The sequence below is a fragment of the Streptomyces sp. NPDC002156 genome (assembly GCF_053593675.1).
Window position 1 is genome coordinate 1 of record NZ_JBSFDA010000195.1, and the last position, 18,482, is coordinate 18,482.

An 18,482-nucleotide genomic window follows, 5' to 3' on the forward strand; every position below is an offset into this window, starting at 1 on the left:
GGCCGGCGGTCAGCAGGGCTCCGGTCAGCAGTCGATGGCGCCGGGTCAGCCGGGCCCAGGCGCGCTCGTACGCGTCCGGTCGCCCGGCGGCCAGGGTAGGGGCGGCGGGGGCGAGCAAAACCCAACGCCCACCCCCACCCCCGCTCAAGCGGACAGCTCCTCCCGCAACGCATCCCGCAACCGAGCCGCCCGCTCAGCGACTTCCGCCGGCCCAAGAGAAACCGCAAGATCAGCCCACCGCTGCCCCTCCGCCAACTCCCCCCGCCGCGCATACACCAGCGCCAACCTCAACGCCGCCCGCCCATGCCCCGCCTCAGCCGCCCGAGCCCACCACACAGCCGCCTCGGGCTCACTCCCCTCCCGAGCCAGCAACAGCCCCAGGTTGAACGCCCCGTTTCGAGAACCGGCCTCAGCCGCCGCCCGGTACCACCGGGCCGCCTCCACCACGTCCCCCCGAGCCGACGCCAGCATCCCCACCCGCACCTGCGCCCGCCGATGCCCCTGAGAAGCCGCCCGCTCGTACCACTCCTCGCACTCGGTCTTCTCGTGCGCGATCTCACCAAGCTCATGCGCCGGCGTCGGCGGACGCCGGGCGTCGAGCACCGCGGCCAGCCGATAGGCCGCCTCGGGGCTCCCCCCACCCGCCGCACACCGCAGATACCGCTCCGCGTCCCGCTCGTCCCCGTCCCGCAGCCGCGCGGTACCGACCTGAAGCGCCGCCTCGGTGTGCCCGGCGCCCGCGGCACGCTCGTACCACCCCAGCGCGGCATCGTCCTCACCGCGCCCGGCGTACAGGATCCCGAGGTTGAAGGCGGCGTCCACGCTCCCCGCCTCGGCCGCCTTGGAGAACCACGGCTCGGCCCCCGACGTGTCCCCGCCCTGCAGCAGCAGAATGGCGAGCGCGTTGGCGGCCTCACGGTGCCCGGCGTACGCGGCCCGCCGGTACCACTGCTCGGCCTGCGCGGTACGCGCCTGCTCGGCGCAGAGCAGACCGAGGTTGTACGCGCCGTTGACATCCCCCGCGTCCATGGCAGCGCGGTACCACCGCTCGGCGGTCTGGGTCTCACCGCGCTCGGCGTGCAGCGCGCCCAGCGCGTTGGCGGCGTTGCCGTCCCCGTCCTGGGCGGCCCGCAGCCACCACACGGCAGCGCTCTCGGTGTCCCCCGCGTCCCGCAGCAGGAACCCGAGCGCGCAGGCGGCCCGGGCCTCGCCGTCCTTGGCGGACGTCAGATACCAGCGCCCGGCCTCCTTGAGTTCACCGCGCTTCTCCAGAATGGCCCCGAGATGCAGCGCGGCCCGCTGATGCCCCCGAGCGGCAGCCTGCCGATACCACTGCTCGACCTCTCCGGCACTGTCACCCGCATCCCCCTCGGCACCCTCCGCGGCCTTCCGGTCCAGCGCACGGGCCAGCCGATAAGCGGCCTCCCGATGTCCCCGCTCGGCGGCGACCCGCATCCACTGCCCGGTGGCCGCGTCCCCGCGGTGCTCCAGCAGATCGGCGAGCGCGTACGCGCCCAGCACATGCCCCTGCTCGGCGGACTGGCGCAGCCAGTACTCGGCGGCCGGCTCGTCGCCGCGCTCACGGTGGTGGCGGCCGAGCGCGTGCGCGGCGGGGGCGGAGCCGGCGACGGCGGCGATCCGCCACCAGCCGGCGGCGTCGTCGGCGTACCCGCGCTGGTGGAGGAGGACACCGAGGTTGTTGGCGGCGGCACGGTCACCGGCCGCGGTGGCGGCACGCAGCTGAGGCTCGGCTCCGTCGAGATCACCACGGCGCAGCAGCATGGCTCCGAGGACGCTCATCGCCTCGACATCGCCGGCTTCGGCGGCGAGCCGTTGACGTGCCTCTTCTACCGCCTCGCCGGTTTCGTCCCGGTCGGAAGGCTGCACAAATCGCCCTGTCTCCAACAGAGTTGCCTTGTCCCCCATAACGTCCATCGTCGCACCACCTGCAACCTGGGTACACCTGGTATACCGCAGTCAGTGAGGTCTCTACAGCGTTTTGTCGACATGCCCACAGAGAGACAAGTCAAACACAGTTCCCTTCAACTGCCCCGGGAAGACGCGGCCTTCACCAGGTCGGCACATGCGTTCGCACACCACGAAGGCCCGGATCCTTGGAGGATCCGGGCCTTCGCAATCAGTAGCGGGGACAGGATTTGAACCTGCGACCTCTGGGTTATGAGCCCAGCGAGCTACCGAGCTGCTCCACCCCGCGCCGTTGTGTTGCAACCGTACCACGGCGCGGGAGGGGCGGAGGCCACTGCCTCAACAGGGCCTCCGACCAGCACTAACCGCTACTTGGACTACTGCTGGGACTGCTGCTTGGCGAGCTGCCGGCACTGGGGCTGGCGCTGGCGGAGGACCCGCTCCCGGCACCGCTCCCACTCCCTGCCTTGTCCGCGTCGGCCTGGGCTTCCTCGGCCCGCTGGAGCGCGTCCTCAAGGGCCGCCTGTGCCTTGCCGTACGCCTCCCAGTCGCCCTTCTTGAGGGCCGCCTGGCCGTCGTCGAAGGCCTTTTGGGCATCGTTGAGTGCCTCTTGGACCGTCGGATCCTCGGCCGTAGGCGGTGTCGTCGTACCACCGCCGTCGTCCGGTGGCTCGGTCGTCGTGCCCTCCGCCCCGAAGACCTTGTTGAGCGCGGCGTCGAGCGTGTCCTCGAAGGCGGTCTGACCGCCGTAGGTCACCAACACCTTGCGCAACAGCGGGTACTTGAGGCCGCTGCCGCGGACGTAGACGGGCTCCACGTAGAGCAGGCCTCCGTCGAGCGGCACCGTCAGCAGGTTGCCGTACTCGATCTCCGAGTCGCCGCCTCTCAGCAGCCTGATGGACTCGGCGATGTCCTGTTCGGAGTTGAACTGGCTCTGGACCTGTTTGGGCCCGTCGACGGTTCTGCTCGTCGGCAGTTTCAGGATTCTGATCGTGCCGTAATCACTCGTCCCCGCCTCGGCGTTGACCGACATGAAGGCACTGAGGTTGTCCCGGCCGTTCGGCGTGAACGTCGTCGTCAGGGAGAACGCCTGCGCCTGCTGGTCGGGCATCTTCATGCTCAGGTAGTACGGCGGCACCGCGTCGCCCGACTTGTTGCTCGGGTCGTCCGGCACCTGCCACACCTCGGAGCCGCTGAGGAACGTCTCGGCGTCCGCCACGTGATAGCGGGTGAGCAGTTCGCGCTGGACCTTGAACAGGTCCTGCGGGTACCGGAGATGGGCCATCAGCGAGGCCGAGATGTCGCTCTTCGGCTCGACCGTGTTCGGGAAGGCCTTCATCCAGGTCTTCAGAACCGGGTCCTTGGTGTCCCACTGGTAGAGCTTGACCTCACCGGTGTACGCGTCGACGGTCGCCTTCACCGAGTTGCGGATGTAGTTGACCTGGTTCTGCTGGGCCACCACAGCGCGCTGGTTGTTGTTGGCGGTGAGCGAGTCGGCCGTCGTGTCGCCCAGGGTGGTGCGGGAGGCGTACGGATAGCCGTTCGTCGTCGTGTAGGCGTCGACGATCCACTGGATCTCACCGTCGACGACGGCCGGGTAGGCGTCACCGTCGATGGTCAGCCAGGGCGCGACCGCCTCGACGCGCTCCTTGGGCGTGCGGTTGTACAGAATCCGCGAACCCTCGCCGATGGCACCGGAGTAGAGGATCTGCGGCTCGCTGAACGCGACGGCGTACGCGGCACGGTTTATCGGGTTGGAGAGGTTGACGCCGCTCTTCCCCTTGTAGCTGGTGGTCTTCTCACCGGTGTCGTCGGAGTAGTCGATCTCCTTCTGGGGACCGCCGACGATCGAGTACTGGCTGGTCTTCTCGCCGTAGTAGATCCGCTGCTGGTACGTCCCGAGGTCACCCGTGGACGGCAGGTCGGACTCGGTGAAGACCGGGCGGCCCTCGGCGTCGGCCGTGGTGCCCTTGGCCGCGACCACACCGAAACCGTGCGTGTAGCGGAAGTGGTCGTTGATCCAGTTGTTCTTCGGAATGCCGTTGAGGTTCAGCTCACGCAGACCGATGACCGTGTCCTGCTCCTTGCCGTCCTTGCTGTAGCGGTCGACGTCGAGGTTGGTCGGGAACGCGTAGTAGTTCCTCATCTGCTGGAGCTGCTGGAACGTCGGCGACACGATGTTCGGGTCGACGATGCGGATGCTCGCCGTCGCGTCGACGTCGTCACGCAGCGTGGTCTTGTCCTCGGTGTCGCTGCGGCCGGCGTACTCGCTGACCTTGGCGTCGTCGATGCCGTACGCCTCGCGCGTCGCCTTGAGGTTCTTGGTGACGTACGGCGCTTCCTTGGCCTGCTCGTTCGGCTGGACCTGGAACTTCTGCACGATCGCCGGGTACAGCCCGCCGATGAGGATGGCCGAGAGGACCATCAGTCCGAAGCCGATGACGGGCAGCTGCCAGGTGCGCCGCCAGAGCGTCGCGAAGAACAGCAGCGAGCAGATGATCGCGATGCAGAACAGGATCGTCTTGGCCGGCAGATAGGCGTTGGCGTCGACGTACCGCAGACCCGTCCAGTTGCCGGTCGCCTTGAAGTCGCTCGACTTCACCGCGAGGCCGTACCGGTCGAGCCAGTACGCGACCGCCTTCAGGGCTACGAAGAGGCCCAGCAGCACGGACAGATGCCCGGTCGCCGCAGACGTGGCACGGGCTCCCGGGCTGGTGACGCGCAGCCCGCCGTACAGGTAGTGGGTCAGGGCCGCCGCGATCAGGGAGAGGATCGTGGTCGCGAAGCCGAAGCCCAGCAGGAAGCGGTACCAGGGCAGGTCGAAGGCGTAGAAGGACACGTCCAGACCGAACTGGGGGTCCTTCTGTCCGAAGGACACTCCGTTGACCCACATCAGCCAGGTCCGCCACTGCCCGGACGCCGAGGCGCCCGCGATGAGGCCGACCAGGGCGGTGATGCCGAGCAGCAGCCACTTCTTGTACGGGGCGATGCCCATGCGGTACCGGTCGAGGCTCTGCTGCTCCATCGACATGGCGCTCAGCGGCGGACGCAGCCGGTGCGCCAGCCAGATGTTCACACCGATCGCGGTCGCCATCAGCAGACCGAAGACGAAGAAAAGTCCGATCTTGGTCCACAGCGTGGTCGTGAAGACCGACGAGTAGTTGACCGAGCGGTACCAGAGCCAGTCCGTCCAGAAACCCGCGAACATGACGAACGCCATGCCGAGTACGGCAAGGACGCCCAGCGTCATGAGCAGGGTCCGGACGCGCCGGGACGGGCGGCCCACTCTGATCCGTGGCCCCTGCGGGCCTCCGCCGCGGTCCGGCATCTGGAAAGCCAAGGTGGCACCTCAAAAGTCGCTGTCGGTCCGTCAGGCCCCCGTGATCGCGGACCATCCGTCAGGCCTCGTGATCGTAGAGGCCTCACCTATGCAACTTACTCACGCTTTACTCGGTTCCCGGTTCGGGCCATGAACGAGGCAGGATTGTGACCATGTCCAACACTCCCATGGCGGCGAACCCGCTCACCCGGGCCGTACTCGAGATCGACGAGTACGTCTCCGGCCTCGGCTGGGACCAGCCGGCCAGGCTCTTCGCCCTAGTAGACACCGCCCGGCTGAAGGTCCAGGAGCCGTCTCTCGCGGCCCAGCTCGGCCTGACCGACGAGCAGGAGGCCGCCGGTCTCACCCCGATCGAGCAGGACGAGATCCCGGCGGGCAAGCCGCTGGACGAGTTCCTCGCCACCATCGCCTGGCCGGACGCGGTGGTCGGCTGCGCGCTCACCGTCGAGCGCCTGATGCTGCCGCCGTCCGCGGAGGCGTCGGTTCCGCAGGGGCTCAGCGACAAGAAGCTGACGGCCTGGGTCGCCGCGCATCCGGACCGGCAGGAGGTCCGGATGACTGTCGCGGTCCTGCGCGACGGCACCCGGGACTCGGCGGTGCGTCTGCGCGAGAAGGACGCGGCGACGGAGGTGCTCACGGGCTCCGGTCTGGTACCGGGCCTGGCGGAGGCCCTGTCGGCGACGTTCGCGGAGTAGCGAAGGAGCGAGTGAGCAGTCCTACGGACTGCTCACTCGGTGCTGCACTTCGGCAGATCGCCGGTGTCGCCGGAGCGGATGTCTTTGAGGGCACTCAACGCGTCGCCAATGGTGCCCACCTTGACGAGCGTGAGCCCCTCGGGGGTGTCCTTGGCGGCGGCCGCGCAGTTGTCGGCGGGTGTCAGGAAGTACTGGGCCCCCTTGTCCCGCGCGCCGACGGTCTTCATCTCGATCCCGCCGATGGGACCGACCTTGCCGTCGTCGTCGATGGTGCCGGTGCCGGCCACGAACTTGCCGCCGGTGAGGCTCCCGGACGTCAGCTTGTCGTAGATACCGAGGGCGAACATCAGCCCGGCACTCGGGCCCCCGACATCGGCGAGCTTGATGTCGATGGTGAACGGGAAGGTGTGGTCGGTCCCGGCGGAGATCCCGACGATGGCTCGCTCGGTGCCGCTGTCGTCGGACTTGGTGGTCGTGATGGTGATGTCCTGCGTCTTGGTGGCCGCCCGGTTCGCCTTCTCGGCGGCGGCCTGCTCCGCGGCGGGCACGACGGTGAAGACGACCTTCTCGCCGGCCTTGTGCTTGGTCACCAGCTTGGCGACGTCGGCGGGCTCCTTGACGGTCGTACCGTCGACGGCCTTGATGACATCACCGGCGTGCAGTTCCCCTTCGGCCGGGGAGCCCTTCAACACAGTGGAGACAATCACCCAGGACTGCACCGGAACGTCGAGCTCCTTGAGGGCCGCGACCTTGGCGCTCTCCTGGGACTGACTGAACTCTTCGGCGTTCTCCTGGGTCGACTGCTCCTCGGTCTTGCCGTCCGGGTAGAGCGTGTCGTGCGGCACGACCTTGTTGTCGTGCGCGAGCCACCCGTACACGGCCTCGACGAGGTTCATGTTGTAGTCGGCGCTGGTGACCCGGACGGTGGTCATGTTCAGGTGCCCGGTGGTCGGGTAGGTCTTGCGCCCGGAGATCTGCAGCACCGGCTCGCCGTCGTGGTCCCCGAGTGTGTTCACGGTCGGCCCCGGCGACATCTCCGCGTACGGCACGGTGATGAACACTCCTGCGCAGAGGAGCGCGATCAGCATCAGGGTGGAGGCGAGCATCGTCGCGGTGCGGCGTGGCATGGCACGACAGTACGGGACGGTCCTGTCGGCGCACCGTCAGGGCCGCCCATGCGGTGTCTCAGGTGCGGGACTTCTCCATGGCCTCACGGAAGCGTACGTAGCCGTCGAGTTCGGGCCCGTCACCGCGCGTCCTGCGAGTCCGGTTGGCCCAACTTCCCCACAGGCCGGCGCCGATCGCAGCCACCAGCGGAATCAGCAACCAGGCGAGCGCTGCCATGCCGACCTCCCAACCCCAAAGAGTGACCGCAACTGACTGATCAGCAGATTAACCTCCGCTGTGTTAACGCTCACGCCCGGGGGCCGGTTACGCAACCGGAGCCGGGTGGCTCAGCAGGCGCCGACCCATTCCTCGGTCCCGTCGGAGAACGTCTGGTGCTTCCAGATGGGCACTTCGTGCTTGAGATCGTCGATCAGTTTCCGACAAGCAGCGAAGGCCTCCCCCCGATGAGGACAGGACACGGCGACGACAACAGCCAGATCCCCCACACCCAAATCCCCCACGCGATGCACAGCGGCGAGCGCCCGCACCGGAAACTCGGCGACGACCTTCTCGGCGACACGCCGCATCTCGGCTTCGGCACTGGGATGACACGAATAGCCGAGCGCCTCGACATCGGCACCCCCGTCATGATTCCGCACGGTCCCCACGAAGAGCGCGGTCCCCCCGGCGGAGTCGTCACCCACAGCCCGAAAAACCTCATCCAGAGAGAGCGCCTCATCCCGAACAGCAAGAAGCTTGATGGGCTCCGAAGCGCCCTGCTCACCAGGATGATCACTGAGAGATGCCATACCCCCATCGTGCCATCTCAGGACGCGGTCATTTCAGCCCGTCCGGCGTTTGAGGACGAGGCCGTTCAGGCCGAAGCGTGGGTCTGGGGGCGGCAGCCCCCAGGGATGGGACGGGTAGGGGCGGCGGGGGCGAGAAAACCCCACCTGCACCCCACCCCTCAGATCCGCCGCCGAGCCTTCCGAGCCCGCCGAACCACCGCAGCCGCACCCAACAACGCCACCGTCGCCCCCGCAGCCCCCGCCGCAGTCGCGTCCTTCCGCCCCAGCCGCCGCCCCACCACGGTATGCCGCCCGGCAACCTCCTCCAGCAGCTCAGCGAGCACCTCCTCATTGCTCCACTGAGGCCGCCACCCCGCATCGTGCAACCGACTCCCGCTCACCACCCAGGGATACATCGTGTACGCCAGATCCCCGGCCGGAGAGGGCGTGAGCCCGATCCGGTGCAGCCGGGCAGCGGCCCCCAGAGCGACAGCGGACGGCAGCTCCATACGCCGGATCCCGCTGAGCTCCTCGACCTCCTCCTGCTCCAGCCACCCGTCGCACCCGACGGCAAGCTCCCCTTCGACCTTCTCCAGCACCGCGTACTCAAGAGCGCTGCACAGATCCTCGACGTGACAGAACTGCCACGCGGGCCGCGACCCGGCCACGACAAGCAGCCGAGGCGACTCGAAGTACCTGGTCAGAGCGGTGTCCGTGCCGCCGATGAGCACCGCGGGCCGCACGACCGTCACATTGAGCCCGGGATGCGCCCGCGGCGCGCGCCGGGCGAGCCGCTCGATCTCCAGCAGGTCCCCGACCCCGGTCGCCTCGGCGGTCGCCCGCAGCTCGGCGTCCTCCGCCAGCGGCAGTTCGTTGTCCGGCAGCGCCCCGTAGACCATCGCCGACGTGCACAGCACGACCCGATGGACCCCGGCCGCGGCGGCAGCCGTCAGCACGGTCTGCGTCCCGCGCACGTTGTACGCCGTTCGGGCGGCTCCGTCCGTCTCCAGGTCCAGATCGACGGCCAGATGTACGACGACGTCGGCGCCGCGCAGCTTCTCCGCGATGGCCGGATCCCGTACGTCGAGGATGTGCCACTGCGCCGCCGCGCACTCGCCGCGCCGCTCGTCAATGGCGACGACCTGCTTGATCTCCTCGGACGCGGCAAGCCGCTCGGTGAGCAGCGCTCCGATGCCGGTCGCGGCGCCGGTGACCGCGACGACCGGCCCTCGTACGGCCGGGTTGGTTGAGTGGTTTCGCGCTGCGCGAACCTGCGGATCTGGGGAACTCACCGGCGTCTCCAGCGGTTGTCTTCAGTAAGGACGCGCGTGACGCGTACGTACCAGGTGACATCCATCCTGCCGCAGGCCAGGAGTCGGCGAAGCATCGAGCCCCACAACCGGCCGCGGTGTCTAGGCTGGGTGGTGTTGTCGGGCAGCCGCCGTCGAAGAGCCGACGGCCTTACCAGCCGAGGAATCCCGTGAGTGACACCCCATTCGGATTCGGCCTTCCGCCGGAGGAGCCGGAGAACGGCGACGAGGGCAAGAAGAAGGACCAGCAGAGCGGTGGTGGTCAGGGACCGTTCGGTTTCGGACCTGCCGGCTTCGGCGGTCCCGGAGGCGACAATCCGCTCGCAGCCATGTTCGGTTCCATGAACCCCAACGACCTGGGCGCGGCGTTCCAGCAGCTGGGCCAGATGCTCTCGTACGAGGGCGGTCCCGTGAACTGGGACATGGCCAAGCAGATCGCCCGCCAGACGGTCTCCCAGGGGACGCCCGACGGCGTCAAGGACTCCAGCATCGGCCCCGCCGAGCGCACCGCGGTCGAGGAGGCCGTCCGGCTGGCGGACCTGTGGCTGGACGACGCGACATCGCTGCCGTCCGGTGCGGGATCCGCCGTGGCGTGGAGCCGCGCGGAGTGGGTCGAGGCGACCCTGCCCGCCTGGAAGGAGCTGGTCGACCCGGTCGCCGAGCGTGTCGGCGCGGCCATGGGCGATGTCCTACCCGAGGAGATGCAGGCCATGGCGGGCCCGCTGATCGGCATGATGCGCTCCATGGGCGGCGCCATGTTCGGTACGCAGATCGGGCAGGCCGTCGGTGTGCTCGCGGGCGAGGTCGTCGGCTCGACGGACATCGGTCTGCCGCTGGGCCCGGCGGGCCGGGCCGCGCTGTTGCCGGCGAACATCGAGGCGTTCGGCAAGGACCTGGGTGTGCCCCAGGAGGAGGTGCGGCTGTATCTCGCCCTGCGCGAGGCCGCCCACCAGCGCCTGTTCGCCCATGTGCCGTGGCTGCGCTCGCACCTCTTCGGCGCGGTCGACGGCTACGCGCGCGGGATCAAGGTCGACACGGCCAAGCTGGAGGACGTGGTCGGCCAGTTCGACCCGCAGAACCCGGAGCAGATTCAGGAAGCGCTCCAGCAGGGCATGTTCCAGCCGGAGGACACCCCGGAGCAGAAGGTCGCTCTGGCCCGTCTGGAGACGGCTCTGGCGCTCGTGGAAGGCTGGGTGGACGCGGTGGTCCACGCGGCCGCGAAGCCCCGTCTGACGTCCGCTGACGCGCTGCGCGAGACGCTGCGCCGCCGGCGTGCCACGGGCGGTCCGGCCGAGCAGACGTTCGCCACGCTGATCGGCCTGGAGCTGCGCCCGCGCCGGCTGCGCGACGCCGCGCGCCTGTGGGCGTCGCTGACGGACGCGCGCGGTGTCGACGGCCGTGACGGCCTGTGGGCTCACCCGGACATGCTGCCGACGGCCTCCGACCTGGACGACCCGGACGGCTTCGTGCACCGCGAGCAGCTGGACTTCTCGGAGCTGGACAAGATGCTCGGCGAGGCGGCGGGCGGCTCCGCCGACAAGCCGAACCTGAAGAAGGACGACGACTCCGAGTGACGCTCCACGGCAACGCGGTCCAGGTGCTGGAAAAGTATGAGGATCAGAAAGATCTCCGTCAGGTCTACCTGGACCATCTGGACGGCCATCCCGACGGGATGTGGAAGGACTGCAAGGACGGACACATCACGGCCAGCGCTCTGGTGATCGACCCGGAGCGTGAGCGGGTCCTGCTCACGCTCCACAAGAAGCTGCGGATGTGGCTCCAGATGGGCGGGCACTGCGAGCGGAGCGACAACACGCTGGCGGACGCCGCGCTCCGCGAGGCCACGGAGGAGTCCGGCATCCCCTCGCTGCGGCTGCTCCAGAGCGCTCCGGTCCGCCTGGACCGGCACCATACGCCCTGTGCCTGGCACCTGGACGTGCAGTACGCCGCCGTGGCTCCGAGGGGAGCCGTGGAGGCGATCAGCGACGAGTCCCTGGACCTACGCTGGTTCCCGTACGGCGAGGTGGCGGGCGTGGCGGACGACTCGGTCGTACGACTGCTGGAAGCGACGCGCGCCAGACTGTGAACGGGTAAGGGGCGACCGCCCATGGTGGTCGCCCCTTACCCGTCCGCTCCGGCTAGCTCCAGGCGTTGCCCTGGTTCTGCGCTCGGGCTCCCTGCTGCCCCATGCCGAACTGGGCGGCGGCGCCCTGGCCGATCTGGGCGTGCTGCGGCGGCAGCAACTCGCTGGGCTGGACCAGCGCGTAGCCGCTGCCCATGAAGCTGAGCTCCCAGCCCTCGCCGGTGTTGCCGCGGCGCCGCCACACGCCGGAGGTGTGCGTCTGGGCCTGCATCTGCACGCGCAGTCCGGTCGACCAGGCGACGATCGCGTCGGCGTCGCAGTTGACGTACTTGTCCGGCGTCACCTGCATCATCAGCGGCGCGCCCGAGGTCATCAGGGCGACCCTGCCGCGTCCGGTGATGTTGAGCTGGTACTTCCCGGAACCGGAGATGCCGTACAGGCTGTCCACGGCGATGACCTCGTGGTGCAGCCCGGAGTCCATCGCCAGCACGTAACTGCTGTCGACCGTCAGCCCGTCCTGTTCCACGTCCACCACATGGATGTGCTGGGCGAGGTTGGCGAGATAGACCGTGCCCTGCCCGTGGCAGCGCATCAGGTCCAGGCCCTCGCCCGTGCGGGCGCGGGAGCGGCTCTGGTTGCCGCTCTGGTACTCGGCGTCGAACTCCATCAGGCCCTGGTAGGCGACCATCGTGCCCTTGCGGGCGATGATGTCGTCGTGGCCCTCCAGGGTGACCCGGAGCATCTGCTTGTTCTGCAGACTCCAGCGTTCCTGGGTCTGCGAGTCGTTGTGCGCGAAAAGTGGGCTCTGCATGGCGTTCTGGCTCCCCCTCAGCCCCGGATCCGGAGACGGTCGGTGCTGTCCTCGCTGGGCTGGACGACGACGATGCCCTGGCCGGAGAAGGCCATCTGGTAGGCCTCGCCACTGCCCCGGCCGATGAGCGACTGCGCCTTGAAGCTGCGCTTGCCCTTCACCTTGAGGTTCGGGGACCAGGCGACGAGCGCGTCCGGGTCGACGTACGTCTCGTCGTCGCCGCCACCGCAGTCGACGACGATCGGCTTGCCCCGGGAGGTCAGCGCGACCCAGCCCTGCCCGGAGATCCTGGTGTTCCACAGGCCCTGCCCGGCGAACTTCGCCAGCCCCTTGACCCGCTCGACGCCCCAGGTGAGGTGTGCGTCGAAGGCGAGCAGGTTGGTGGCGTTGACGGAGATGCCGTCGCCGTTGAGGTTGATCACGATCACGTTCGCGCCGTAGTCGGCGAGATAGAGCAGGCCGTCCCCCGAGCACTTCATCAGGGGCGCGCCCTCGCCGGTGGCCCAGTCGCGCGCGATCTGGCGTACGGCCGGCGGGTTGGGCTCGTACTGGACGAAGCCTTCGTAGGCGACCATCGACCCCACGCGCGCGAGGAGGTCGTTTCCGGTCTGCATGGCGACCTTCAGCATGTGGTTGCCGTGGTTCTCCATGCGGGCGGTGACGGGTGCGGGAGCGTAGCCCGCGAGCGGCTGGTTCATGACGGGCTCCCTCAGACCTCGTACGGCTGGACGACGATGAAGTTTCCGGGCGCGCCTCGGAACTGGAGGTTGACGCTCTCTCCGGTGTCGCCGGGGTAGGCGTTGCGGCGCATCCGTACCTGGCTGGAGACGACCACCTGGGAGGCGGCCGACCAGGCGACGACGGCGTTGCAGTCGGCGAACGTGGTGGGCGTGACGGGGAGCACCACGGGCGTGCCGTGCGTCTTCACGACGATCGTGCCGGTGCCCTGGAACTGCATCGTGAACAGAGCGCCGCCGGGGATGCCGTGTCCCTCGACGCGGCGGACCTCGTACTGGAGGCTCTCGTCGAACGCGAGGACGTTCTCGGCGGAGACGCAGATCGCGTCTCCCTGGAGCTCCACGGGGTGCAGATGGGTGGAGTTGTCGGCGAGGAACACCTGTCCCTGGCCGGTACAGCGCATCAGCTGCATCTCCTGGCCGGTCGCGTTGCCGACGATCCGGCCGGCGAATCCGGCGCCCTTGTAGCTGAAGTCGACCTTGCCCTGGTAGAGCACCATGCTGCCCTGCCGGGCCAGCACGGGCTGGCCGCCGACGCCCAGGTCTACGCGGATCAGCTTCTTGCTCTGCGGTGTCCAGCGCTGCCCGGTCGGCGTCTCCTTGAACTGCTGGAGCGCGGCTGTGACACCGGGGTTCTGCCCGGCGCCCTGCGGCACTCCGTAGGAGGCCTGCTGGCCGGGGGCCTGCCCGAACGGCGGCTGCTGACCGAAGCCGGGAGGGCCGGGAGGACCGGGAGGACCGGCCGGGGCCTGGGGCGGCTGGCCGTAGCCAGGAGGCAGCGTTCCGGTCTGGCCGGGTACCTGGCCGTACGGAGCCTGCGGGGGCTGCGGAGCCTGAGGAGGTACCGGCTGTCCGTAGGGCGCGGGGGCCGGAGCCGGAGGCGGCACCTGGGCACCGCCCGGCGGTGTCAGGGGCGCGACGATGGTGGGAGCCGCGTGCATCGACGGCGCGGGCGCCGGGGCCGGGGGCGCGGGGGCTGCCGGAGGGGGCGCGAAACCCTGGGCGGCGGGCTGCGGAGCGGCCGGGGCCGGAACGCCGAACGCGGGAGGCGCGAACCCGGGAGCCGCACCGGACTGGGGCTGTTGCGGAGCGGGTGCCTCTTCCTCGGCGACCTCTCCGCCGAAGTTCTTCAGCAGCGCGTCGAGGCCGCCGTCGAAACCCTGTCCGACCGCGGCGAACCGCCATACGTCCTTCAGGTAGAAGTCGCCGAGCATCACGGCCCGCTCGGTGGAGAACTCCGAGCCGTCGAAGGAGTAGCGGGCCACCTCCTCGCCGCCGGCGACGATACGGACGTATCCGGGGGCGATCTGCGACATCTGCCCGGCGCCGTCGAGCGTGGCCGTGAACGACAGTTTCTGGATCTGCGGCGGGATCCGGTCGAGCGTGACGCGGAAGGACTCCGTGTCGCCCGCCTGAGCGCCCAGGAGCTGGATGGACTCCTCGGGAGACTTCGGCTGGTTGAAGAAGACGAAGTACCGGTCGTCCGAGAGCTGCTCGTCGGCGTCGAGGCCGAAGCAGCTGATGTCGAAGGTCAGCCCCGGTCCGGAGATCTGTACGCCTACGTACAGATCCGTGCCCGCGGTGAGATCACTGATCCTGGCCTTGTGGCCGCGCTGGAATTCCCTGGCCATGCGTACCGACCGTCCCCCATCCCGAATGCCGAATGCGTCGGGTCAGGCTAACGGCTAATTCCGGCCGTGACCGAGGCCGGTACAAACCCGGTACACAACGCCCCGTCACCACCATGCGCCCGCCGCCCGGAGATCACTCCCCGCGCGCGGAGGGCGGATGCGGCAACCGGTCGGCGGCGACCACTCCTTCGAGGTAGCCGCGGGCCCGTTCGGTACGCGGATAGGCGTCCAGGAGCCTCCAGAAGCGGGGCCCGTGTCCGGGTACCAGCAGATGGGCCAGCTCATGGAGGAGGACGTAGTCGACGACGTACTCGGGCATGCCCTGCAGCCGGTGCGACAGACGGATGCTGCCCTCGGCCGGGGTGCACGAGCCCCAGCGCGTGTTCTGGTTGGTGACCCAGCGCACCGAGGTGGGCCGGGCGCGGCCGTCGAAGTACTGGGCCGAAAGCTGCTCGGCGCGCTCGGCCAGCTCGCTGTCCCCGGGCACGCGTTTGTGTTTGCTCTCCTGGGCGGCCAGTTTGTCGAGCATGACAGTCACCCAGCGCTGTTCCTCGGCCTCGGACATCCGGGCCGGGATGAGCACGACGGTGCGATCGCCCTCGCGGTACGCGGAGACCGTCCGGCGTCGCCGGGCACTCCTGCGAACCTCGATCGCGCTCGCCCCCGAGCCGCTTGGCGGCTGGCTCGTCGTACTGCGCTGTGGGTTTCCGGCGCGGTGCAGTGGGTCGGCGGGCACGGCACGACGTTACCCGCTGCACACGGGGGAAGTCTTGACTCCGGGACGGTTCGGCGTCGATCCCCCACCATGCGTTTGATTTGTACGACGAATACCCACCGCCTGTGGACAACTTTCGACGCCCGATGAGCAAACCCGGCATGCTGACTCTCGTCGACGGAACGAGCACCGACATCCGCCGACAAACAGGGACTTTCAACGGGGACTTTCTCTGGCTACGGGGGCCTGCCATGCGATCAACCACCACACCCGCGCCTGCGTCGGACACACCGGACACGTCTGTCGCGCTGCCGCACACGACCCACTCGGGTGAGACCCGCCCGCGTGTCACCCACCCGATGATGAAACCCGCGCTGCGGCGCGGCTGGCGGGATCTGAACACCGTCCAGTTCGGGATGACACCCGCACACGCCATGACCCTCGGTCCGATGGACACAGCGACGGGCAGCTTCCTGAGCATGCTCGACGGCACGCGCGGCCTGTCCCGCCTCCATGAGGAAGGGCATCGCATGGACCTGCCGGCCCATCATGTCGACGGACTGGTGGAGCGACTGGGCGAGGCCGGCCTCCTCGACGACGCGACGGGCGGCGGCCCGGCCGTCGAAACGCTGCGCGGCAAGAAGAAGGTCCTGGAGCGGCTGGGCCCCGATCTTGCCTCCCTCTCCCTGGTCGCTCCGGCACCGGGCGAGGCGATGGCACGGCTGGCCGCCCGCCGGTCACTGCGCGTGCAGGTCCGGGGCGCGGGCCGGGTGGGCGCGGTGGTGGCGTCACTGCTGGCGGGTGCGGGGGTGGGCCACGTCGATGTACGCGACGGTGGCGTGGTCGAGCCGTGGGACGTCGCACCGGGTGGCCTGCCCGCCGACTCCGTCGGCGAACGCCGGGACGAGTCGGCCCGGCGAGCTGCCCGACGGGCGGCCCCGGACCGCGCACCACGTCGTACGGAGGTCCAGTCGCCGCCCGGTGAGAGCGACCCCGGTTTCTCCCTGGTGATCCTCGCCCCGCGCGACGACCTCGCCGTGCACGCGCCCGACCCGGCCGCCGCCGAACCACTCGTGACCTCCGGCACACCGCATCTGTACGCCGGTGTCGTGGAGGGGACCGGTGTCGTGGGCCCGCTGGTACTGCCCGGGGAGACGGCCTGCGCCGGCTGTCTGGACCGCTGGCGCGTCGACCGGGACGCCGTCTGGCCACGCCTGGTCGCGCAGTGGCGTTCCGCACGACCACGCCAGGTCAGGGCCTGCGACCTGGCCCTGGCGACGACGGTCGCGGGGCTGACCGCGAGCCATGCGCTGGCCTTCCTGGACGGCAGGAACCCATCCACGGCGGGTGCCCGCTGGGAGGTCTCCGTCCCCGGGCTCGACTGGCACGCCCGCCCTGTCTGGGCGCACCCCGCATGTCCCTGCGGTGCCGAGGAGAAAAGTAAGAAGGGGGAACACACCTCCGAGGACGGGGAGTCGCACGAGACAATGGCTGAGCAACGGCCGTCGACCGGGTTACGCCGTAAGGCACACGCGACGCGGCCGTCCGGAACTTGGAGGGCGCATGTCTGATCTTCCCCGGAAGGCGGTCACCCGTACCGCCAAGCTCGCCGCGCTCCCGCTCGGCATCGCCGGGCGGGCGACCTGGGGACTGGGCAAACGGATCGTCGGTGAGTCGGCGGACATCGTCGGCCGCGAGCTGCAACAGCGCACGGCGGAACAGCTGTTCAAGGTCCTCGGCGAGCTGAAGGGCGGCGCGATGAAGTTCGGGCAGGCCCTGTCCGTCTTCGAGTCCGCCCTGCCCGAGGAGGTCGCGGGCCCTTATCGCGCGGCGCTGACGAAGCTCCAGGAAGCGGCTCCGCCGATGCCTACGCGCACGGTGCACTCGGTGCTGGAGAAGCGGCTCGGCGCGGACTGGCAGGAACTGTTCCTGGAGTTCGAGGAGAAGCCGTCCGCCGCGGCCTCGATCGGCCAGGTGCATCGGGGGGTGTGGCACGACGGACGCGAGGTCGCGGTCAAGGTGCAGTATCCCGGCGCCGGCGAGGCACTGCTCTCCGACCTGAACCAACTGAGCCGCTTCGCCCGCCTGTTGGGCCCCCTCATCCCCGGGATGGACATCAAGCCCCTCATCGCCGAACTCCGGGACCGCGTCTCCGAGGAACTCGACTACGGCCTGGAGGCGCAGGCCCAGCGGGCCCACGCGGCGGAGTTCACGGACGATCCGGACGTCGTGGTACCGGACGTCGTCCATCAGTGCGAGCAGATCCTGGTGACGGAGTGGATCGACGGCATACCGCTGTCGGAGGTGATCACCGACGGCACCCAGGAGCAGCGTGACCGCGCGGGCCAGTTGCTGGCCCGGTTCCTCTTCTCGGGCCCTGCCCGCACCGGCCTTCTGCACGCCGATCCGCATCCCGGCAACTTCCGTCTGCTGCCCGGCGGCCCGGCGGGCAAGGACGACTGGCGTCTGGGTGTGCTGGACTTCGGCACCGTCGACCGACTCCCGGGCGGCCTGCCCCCGACGATCGGCGACTCACTGCGACTGACCCTGGACGGCCAGGCCGAAGCGGTCTACGAGACCCTCTGCGCGGAGGGCTTCGTCAAGGACTCCATCGACCTGGACCCCGACGCCGTGCTCGACTACCTCCTGCCGATCATCGAACCGGCGCAGGCGGACGAGTTCACCTTCACCCGAGGCTGGATGCGCAACCAGGCGGCCCGCATAGCCGACCCGCGCTCCCCCGCACACCAACTGGGCAAGCGGCTCAACCTGCCCCCGTCGTATCTGCTGATCCACCGGGTGACCTTGAGCACCATCGGTGTCCTGTGCCAACTGGGGGCGACGGTCCGCATGCGCGCGGAACTGGAGGAGTGGCTACCGGGTTTCCTCCCGGAGGACGAGGAGGAGGCGTCGGCTGCCGGAGTCTGAGCCGGCTCACCACCACGCCGAGTCCAGCCGTCCCTCGATCGCTCTGAGGTTCTGCCGGGCGCATGTGTCGCAGAGGTAGTGACGCGTGCCGTTCTCCACCGAGCAGGTCCAGGTCAGCGGCGGGCCCTCGGCCTGCGTGCCGCAGTGGGCGCACACGACGGTGCGGGGTTCCGTGGAGGAACCGCTGTCGTCACCGCCGCCGGGGACGTCGTTGCTGCCGGGAACACTCGTCACCAGCCGACGATATCGCTGTGACCGGTGGTCCGGCGGGCACAACGCACTGCGGGGGCCGGTCCGTTCGGACGGACCGGCCCCCCCCGGCCGGGCCTGCTGTTACTGCCGAGTTTCCGGGGTCGTTAAAGCTAGGAATATCGTGGTGTAGGAAAAAGTGTTTGTGTAAACCGGTAAAAA

Annotated in this window: 16 protein-coding genes, 1 tRNA gene and 1 pseudogene; 5 read left to right on the top strand and 13 right to left on the bottom strand. The window is 69.3% G+C overall.

Annotated elements, in window-relative coordinates; translation table 11 throughout:
* Positions 1-144 precede the first annotated feature (144 nt).
* The 3 genes from ACWCRB_RS42955 to ACWCRB_RS42965 all read right to left on the bottom strand — a co-directional run bounded on the left by ACWCRB_RS42955 (position 145) and on the right by ACWCRB_RS42965 (position 5,254).
* Entirely contained in the window at positions 145-1,935 is a 1,791-nt protein-coding gene (locus tag ACWCRB_RS42955; RefSeq protein WP_451001273.1) for a sel1 repeat family protein, read from the bottom strand.
* Between the two features lie 206 nt (positions 1,936-2,141).
* Positions 2,142-2,215 (bottom strand) — tRNA-Met (locus tag ACWCRB_RS42960).
* A 72-nt stretch (positions 2,216-2,287) separates the two neighbouring features.
* Entirely contained in the window at positions 2,288-5,254 is a 2,967-nt protein-coding gene (locus ACWCRB_RS42965) for a UPF0182 family membrane protein (RefSeq protein WP_451001283.1), read from the bottom strand.
* 164 nt (positions 5,255-5,418) lie between these two features.
* Here ACWCRB_RS42965 and ACWCRB_RS42970 point away from each other — a divergent pair, with 164 nt between their 5' ends.
* On the top strand, positions 5,419-5,961 hold the full coding sequence (locus tag ACWCRB_RS42970) for a PPA1309 family protein (RefSeq protein WP_451001274.1): 543 nt from the start codon (positions 5,419-5,421) through the stop codon (positions 5,959-5,961).
* A gap of 32 nt (positions 5,962-5,993) precedes the next feature.
* On the opposite strand, the gene ACWCRB_RS42975 is transcribed toward ACWCRB_RS42970, so the two are convergent.
* The 5 genes and pseudogenes from ACWCRB_RS42975 to ACWCRB_RS42995 form a co-directional block, all read right to left on the bottom strand.
* Positions 5,994-7,088, bottom strand: a complete 1,095-nt coding sequence (locus ACWCRB_RS42975) for a YlbL family protein (RefSeq protein WP_451001275.1) — start codon at positions 7,086-7,088, stop codon at positions 5,994-5,996.
* Between the two features lie 58 nt (positions 7,089-7,146).
* Positions 7,147-7,305 carry a hypothetical protein gene (locus ACWCRB_RS42980; RefSeq protein WP_189147013.1) on the bottom strand — a complete coding sequence of 53 codons (159 nt, stop codon included), beginning with the start codon at positions 7,303-7,305 and terminating at the stop codon, positions 7,147-7,149.
* 110 nt (positions 7,306-7,415) lie between these two features.
* Positions 7,416-7,877: a molybdenum cofactor biosynthesis protein MoaE gene (locus ACWCRB_RS42985; RefSeq protein WP_451001276.1), complete on the bottom strand. Its 462-nt coding sequence runs from the start codon at positions 7,875-7,877 to the stop codon at positions 7,416-7,418.
* 31 nt (positions 7,878-7,908) lie between these two features.
* Positions 7,909-8,064 (bottom strand): annotated as a pseudogene (locus tag ACWCRB_RS42990) (cobyrinate a,c-diamide synthase); the annotation flags it as partial.
* Entirely contained in the window at positions 8,036-9,148 is a 1,113-nt protein-coding gene (locus ACWCRB_RS42995) for an SDR family oxidoreductase (protein WP_235474974.1), read from the bottom strand. The gene ACWCRB_RS42995 and the pseudogene ACWCRB_RS42990, both read right to left, overlap by 29 nt.
* Before the next feature lie 188 nt (positions 9,149-9,336).
* Between ACWCRB_RS42995 and ACWCRB_RS43000 the strand changes: the two genes are divergently transcribed.
* The gene (locus ACWCRB_RS43000) at positions 9,337-10,740 is read left to right on the top strand and encodes a zinc-dependent metalloprotease (RefSeq protein WP_451001277.1); all 1,404 of its coding nucleotides are present in this window, start codon (positions 9,337-9,339) and stop codon (positions 10,738-10,740) included.
* Positions 10,737-11,252, top strand: a complete 516-nt coding sequence (locus ACWCRB_RS43005; RefSeq protein ID WP_451001278.1) for an NUDIX hydrolase — start codon at positions 10,737-10,739, stop codon at positions 11,250-11,252. Before ACWCRB_RS43000 ends, ACWCRB_RS43005 begins: the two co-directional genes overlap by 4 nt.
* 52 nt (positions 11,253-11,304) lie before the next feature.
* Here the strand turns inward: ACWCRB_RS43005 and ACWCRB_RS43010 are convergent, their stop codons facing one another.
* The 4 genes from ACWCRB_RS43010 to ACWCRB_RS43025 all read right to left on the bottom strand — a co-directional run bounded on the left by ACWCRB_RS43010 (position 11,305) and on the right by ACWCRB_RS43025 (position 15,164).
* A complete protein-coding gene (locus ACWCRB_RS43010) occupies positions 11,305-12,060 on the bottom strand; it encodes an AIM24 family protein (protein WP_451001279.1) in 756 nt (251 codons plus the stop codon).
* Positions 12,061-12,077: 17 nt separating this feature from the next.
* The gene (locus ACWCRB_RS43015; RefSeq protein WP_451001280.1) at positions 12,078-12,758 is read right to left on the bottom strand and encodes an AIM24 family protein; all 681 of its coding nucleotides are present in this window, start codon (positions 12,756-12,758) and stop codon (positions 12,078-12,080) included.
* Between the two features lie 11 nt (positions 12,759-12,769).
* The gene (locus ACWCRB_RS43020; RefSeq protein WP_451001281.1) at positions 12,770-14,428 is read right to left on the bottom strand and encodes a TerD family protein; all 1,659 of its coding nucleotides are present in this window, start codon (positions 14,426-14,428) and stop codon (positions 12,770-12,772) included.
* A 133-nt stretch (positions 14,429-14,561) separates the two neighbouring features.
* The gene (locus tag ACWCRB_RS43025; RefSeq protein WP_389348640.1) at positions 14,562-15,164 is read right to left on the bottom strand and encodes a M48 metallopeptidase family protein; all 603 of its coding nucleotides are present in this window, start codon (positions 15,162-15,164) and stop codon (positions 14,562-14,564) included.
* Positions 15,165-15,502: 338 nt separating this feature from the next.
* On the opposite strand from ACWCRB_RS43025, the gene ACWCRB_RS43030 reads away from it, so the two are divergent.
* Entirely contained in the window at positions 15,503-16,714 is a 1,212-nt protein-coding gene (locus ACWCRB_RS43030; RefSeq protein WP_451001284.1) for a TOMM precursor leader peptide-binding protein, read from the top strand.
* The gene (locus ACWCRB_RS43035; RefSeq protein ID WP_451001282.1) at positions 16,707-18,071 is read left to right on the top strand and encodes an ABC1 kinase family protein; all 1,365 of its coding nucleotides are present in this window, start codon (positions 16,707-16,709) and stop codon (positions 18,069-18,071) included. Before ACWCRB_RS43030 ends, ACWCRB_RS43035 begins: the two co-directional genes overlap by 8 nt.
* A 6-nt stretch (positions 18,072-18,077) precedes the next feature.
* Here ACWCRB_RS43035 and ACWCRB_RS43040 read toward each other — a convergent pair whose 3' ends face one another.
* Positions 18,078-18,305 carry a hypothetical protein gene (locus ACWCRB_RS43040; protein WP_235474982.1) on the bottom strand — a complete coding sequence of 76 codons (228 nt, stop codon included), beginning with the start codon at positions 18,303-18,305 and terminating at the stop codon, positions 18,078-18,080.
* Positions 18,306-18,482 lie beyond the last annotated feature (177 nt).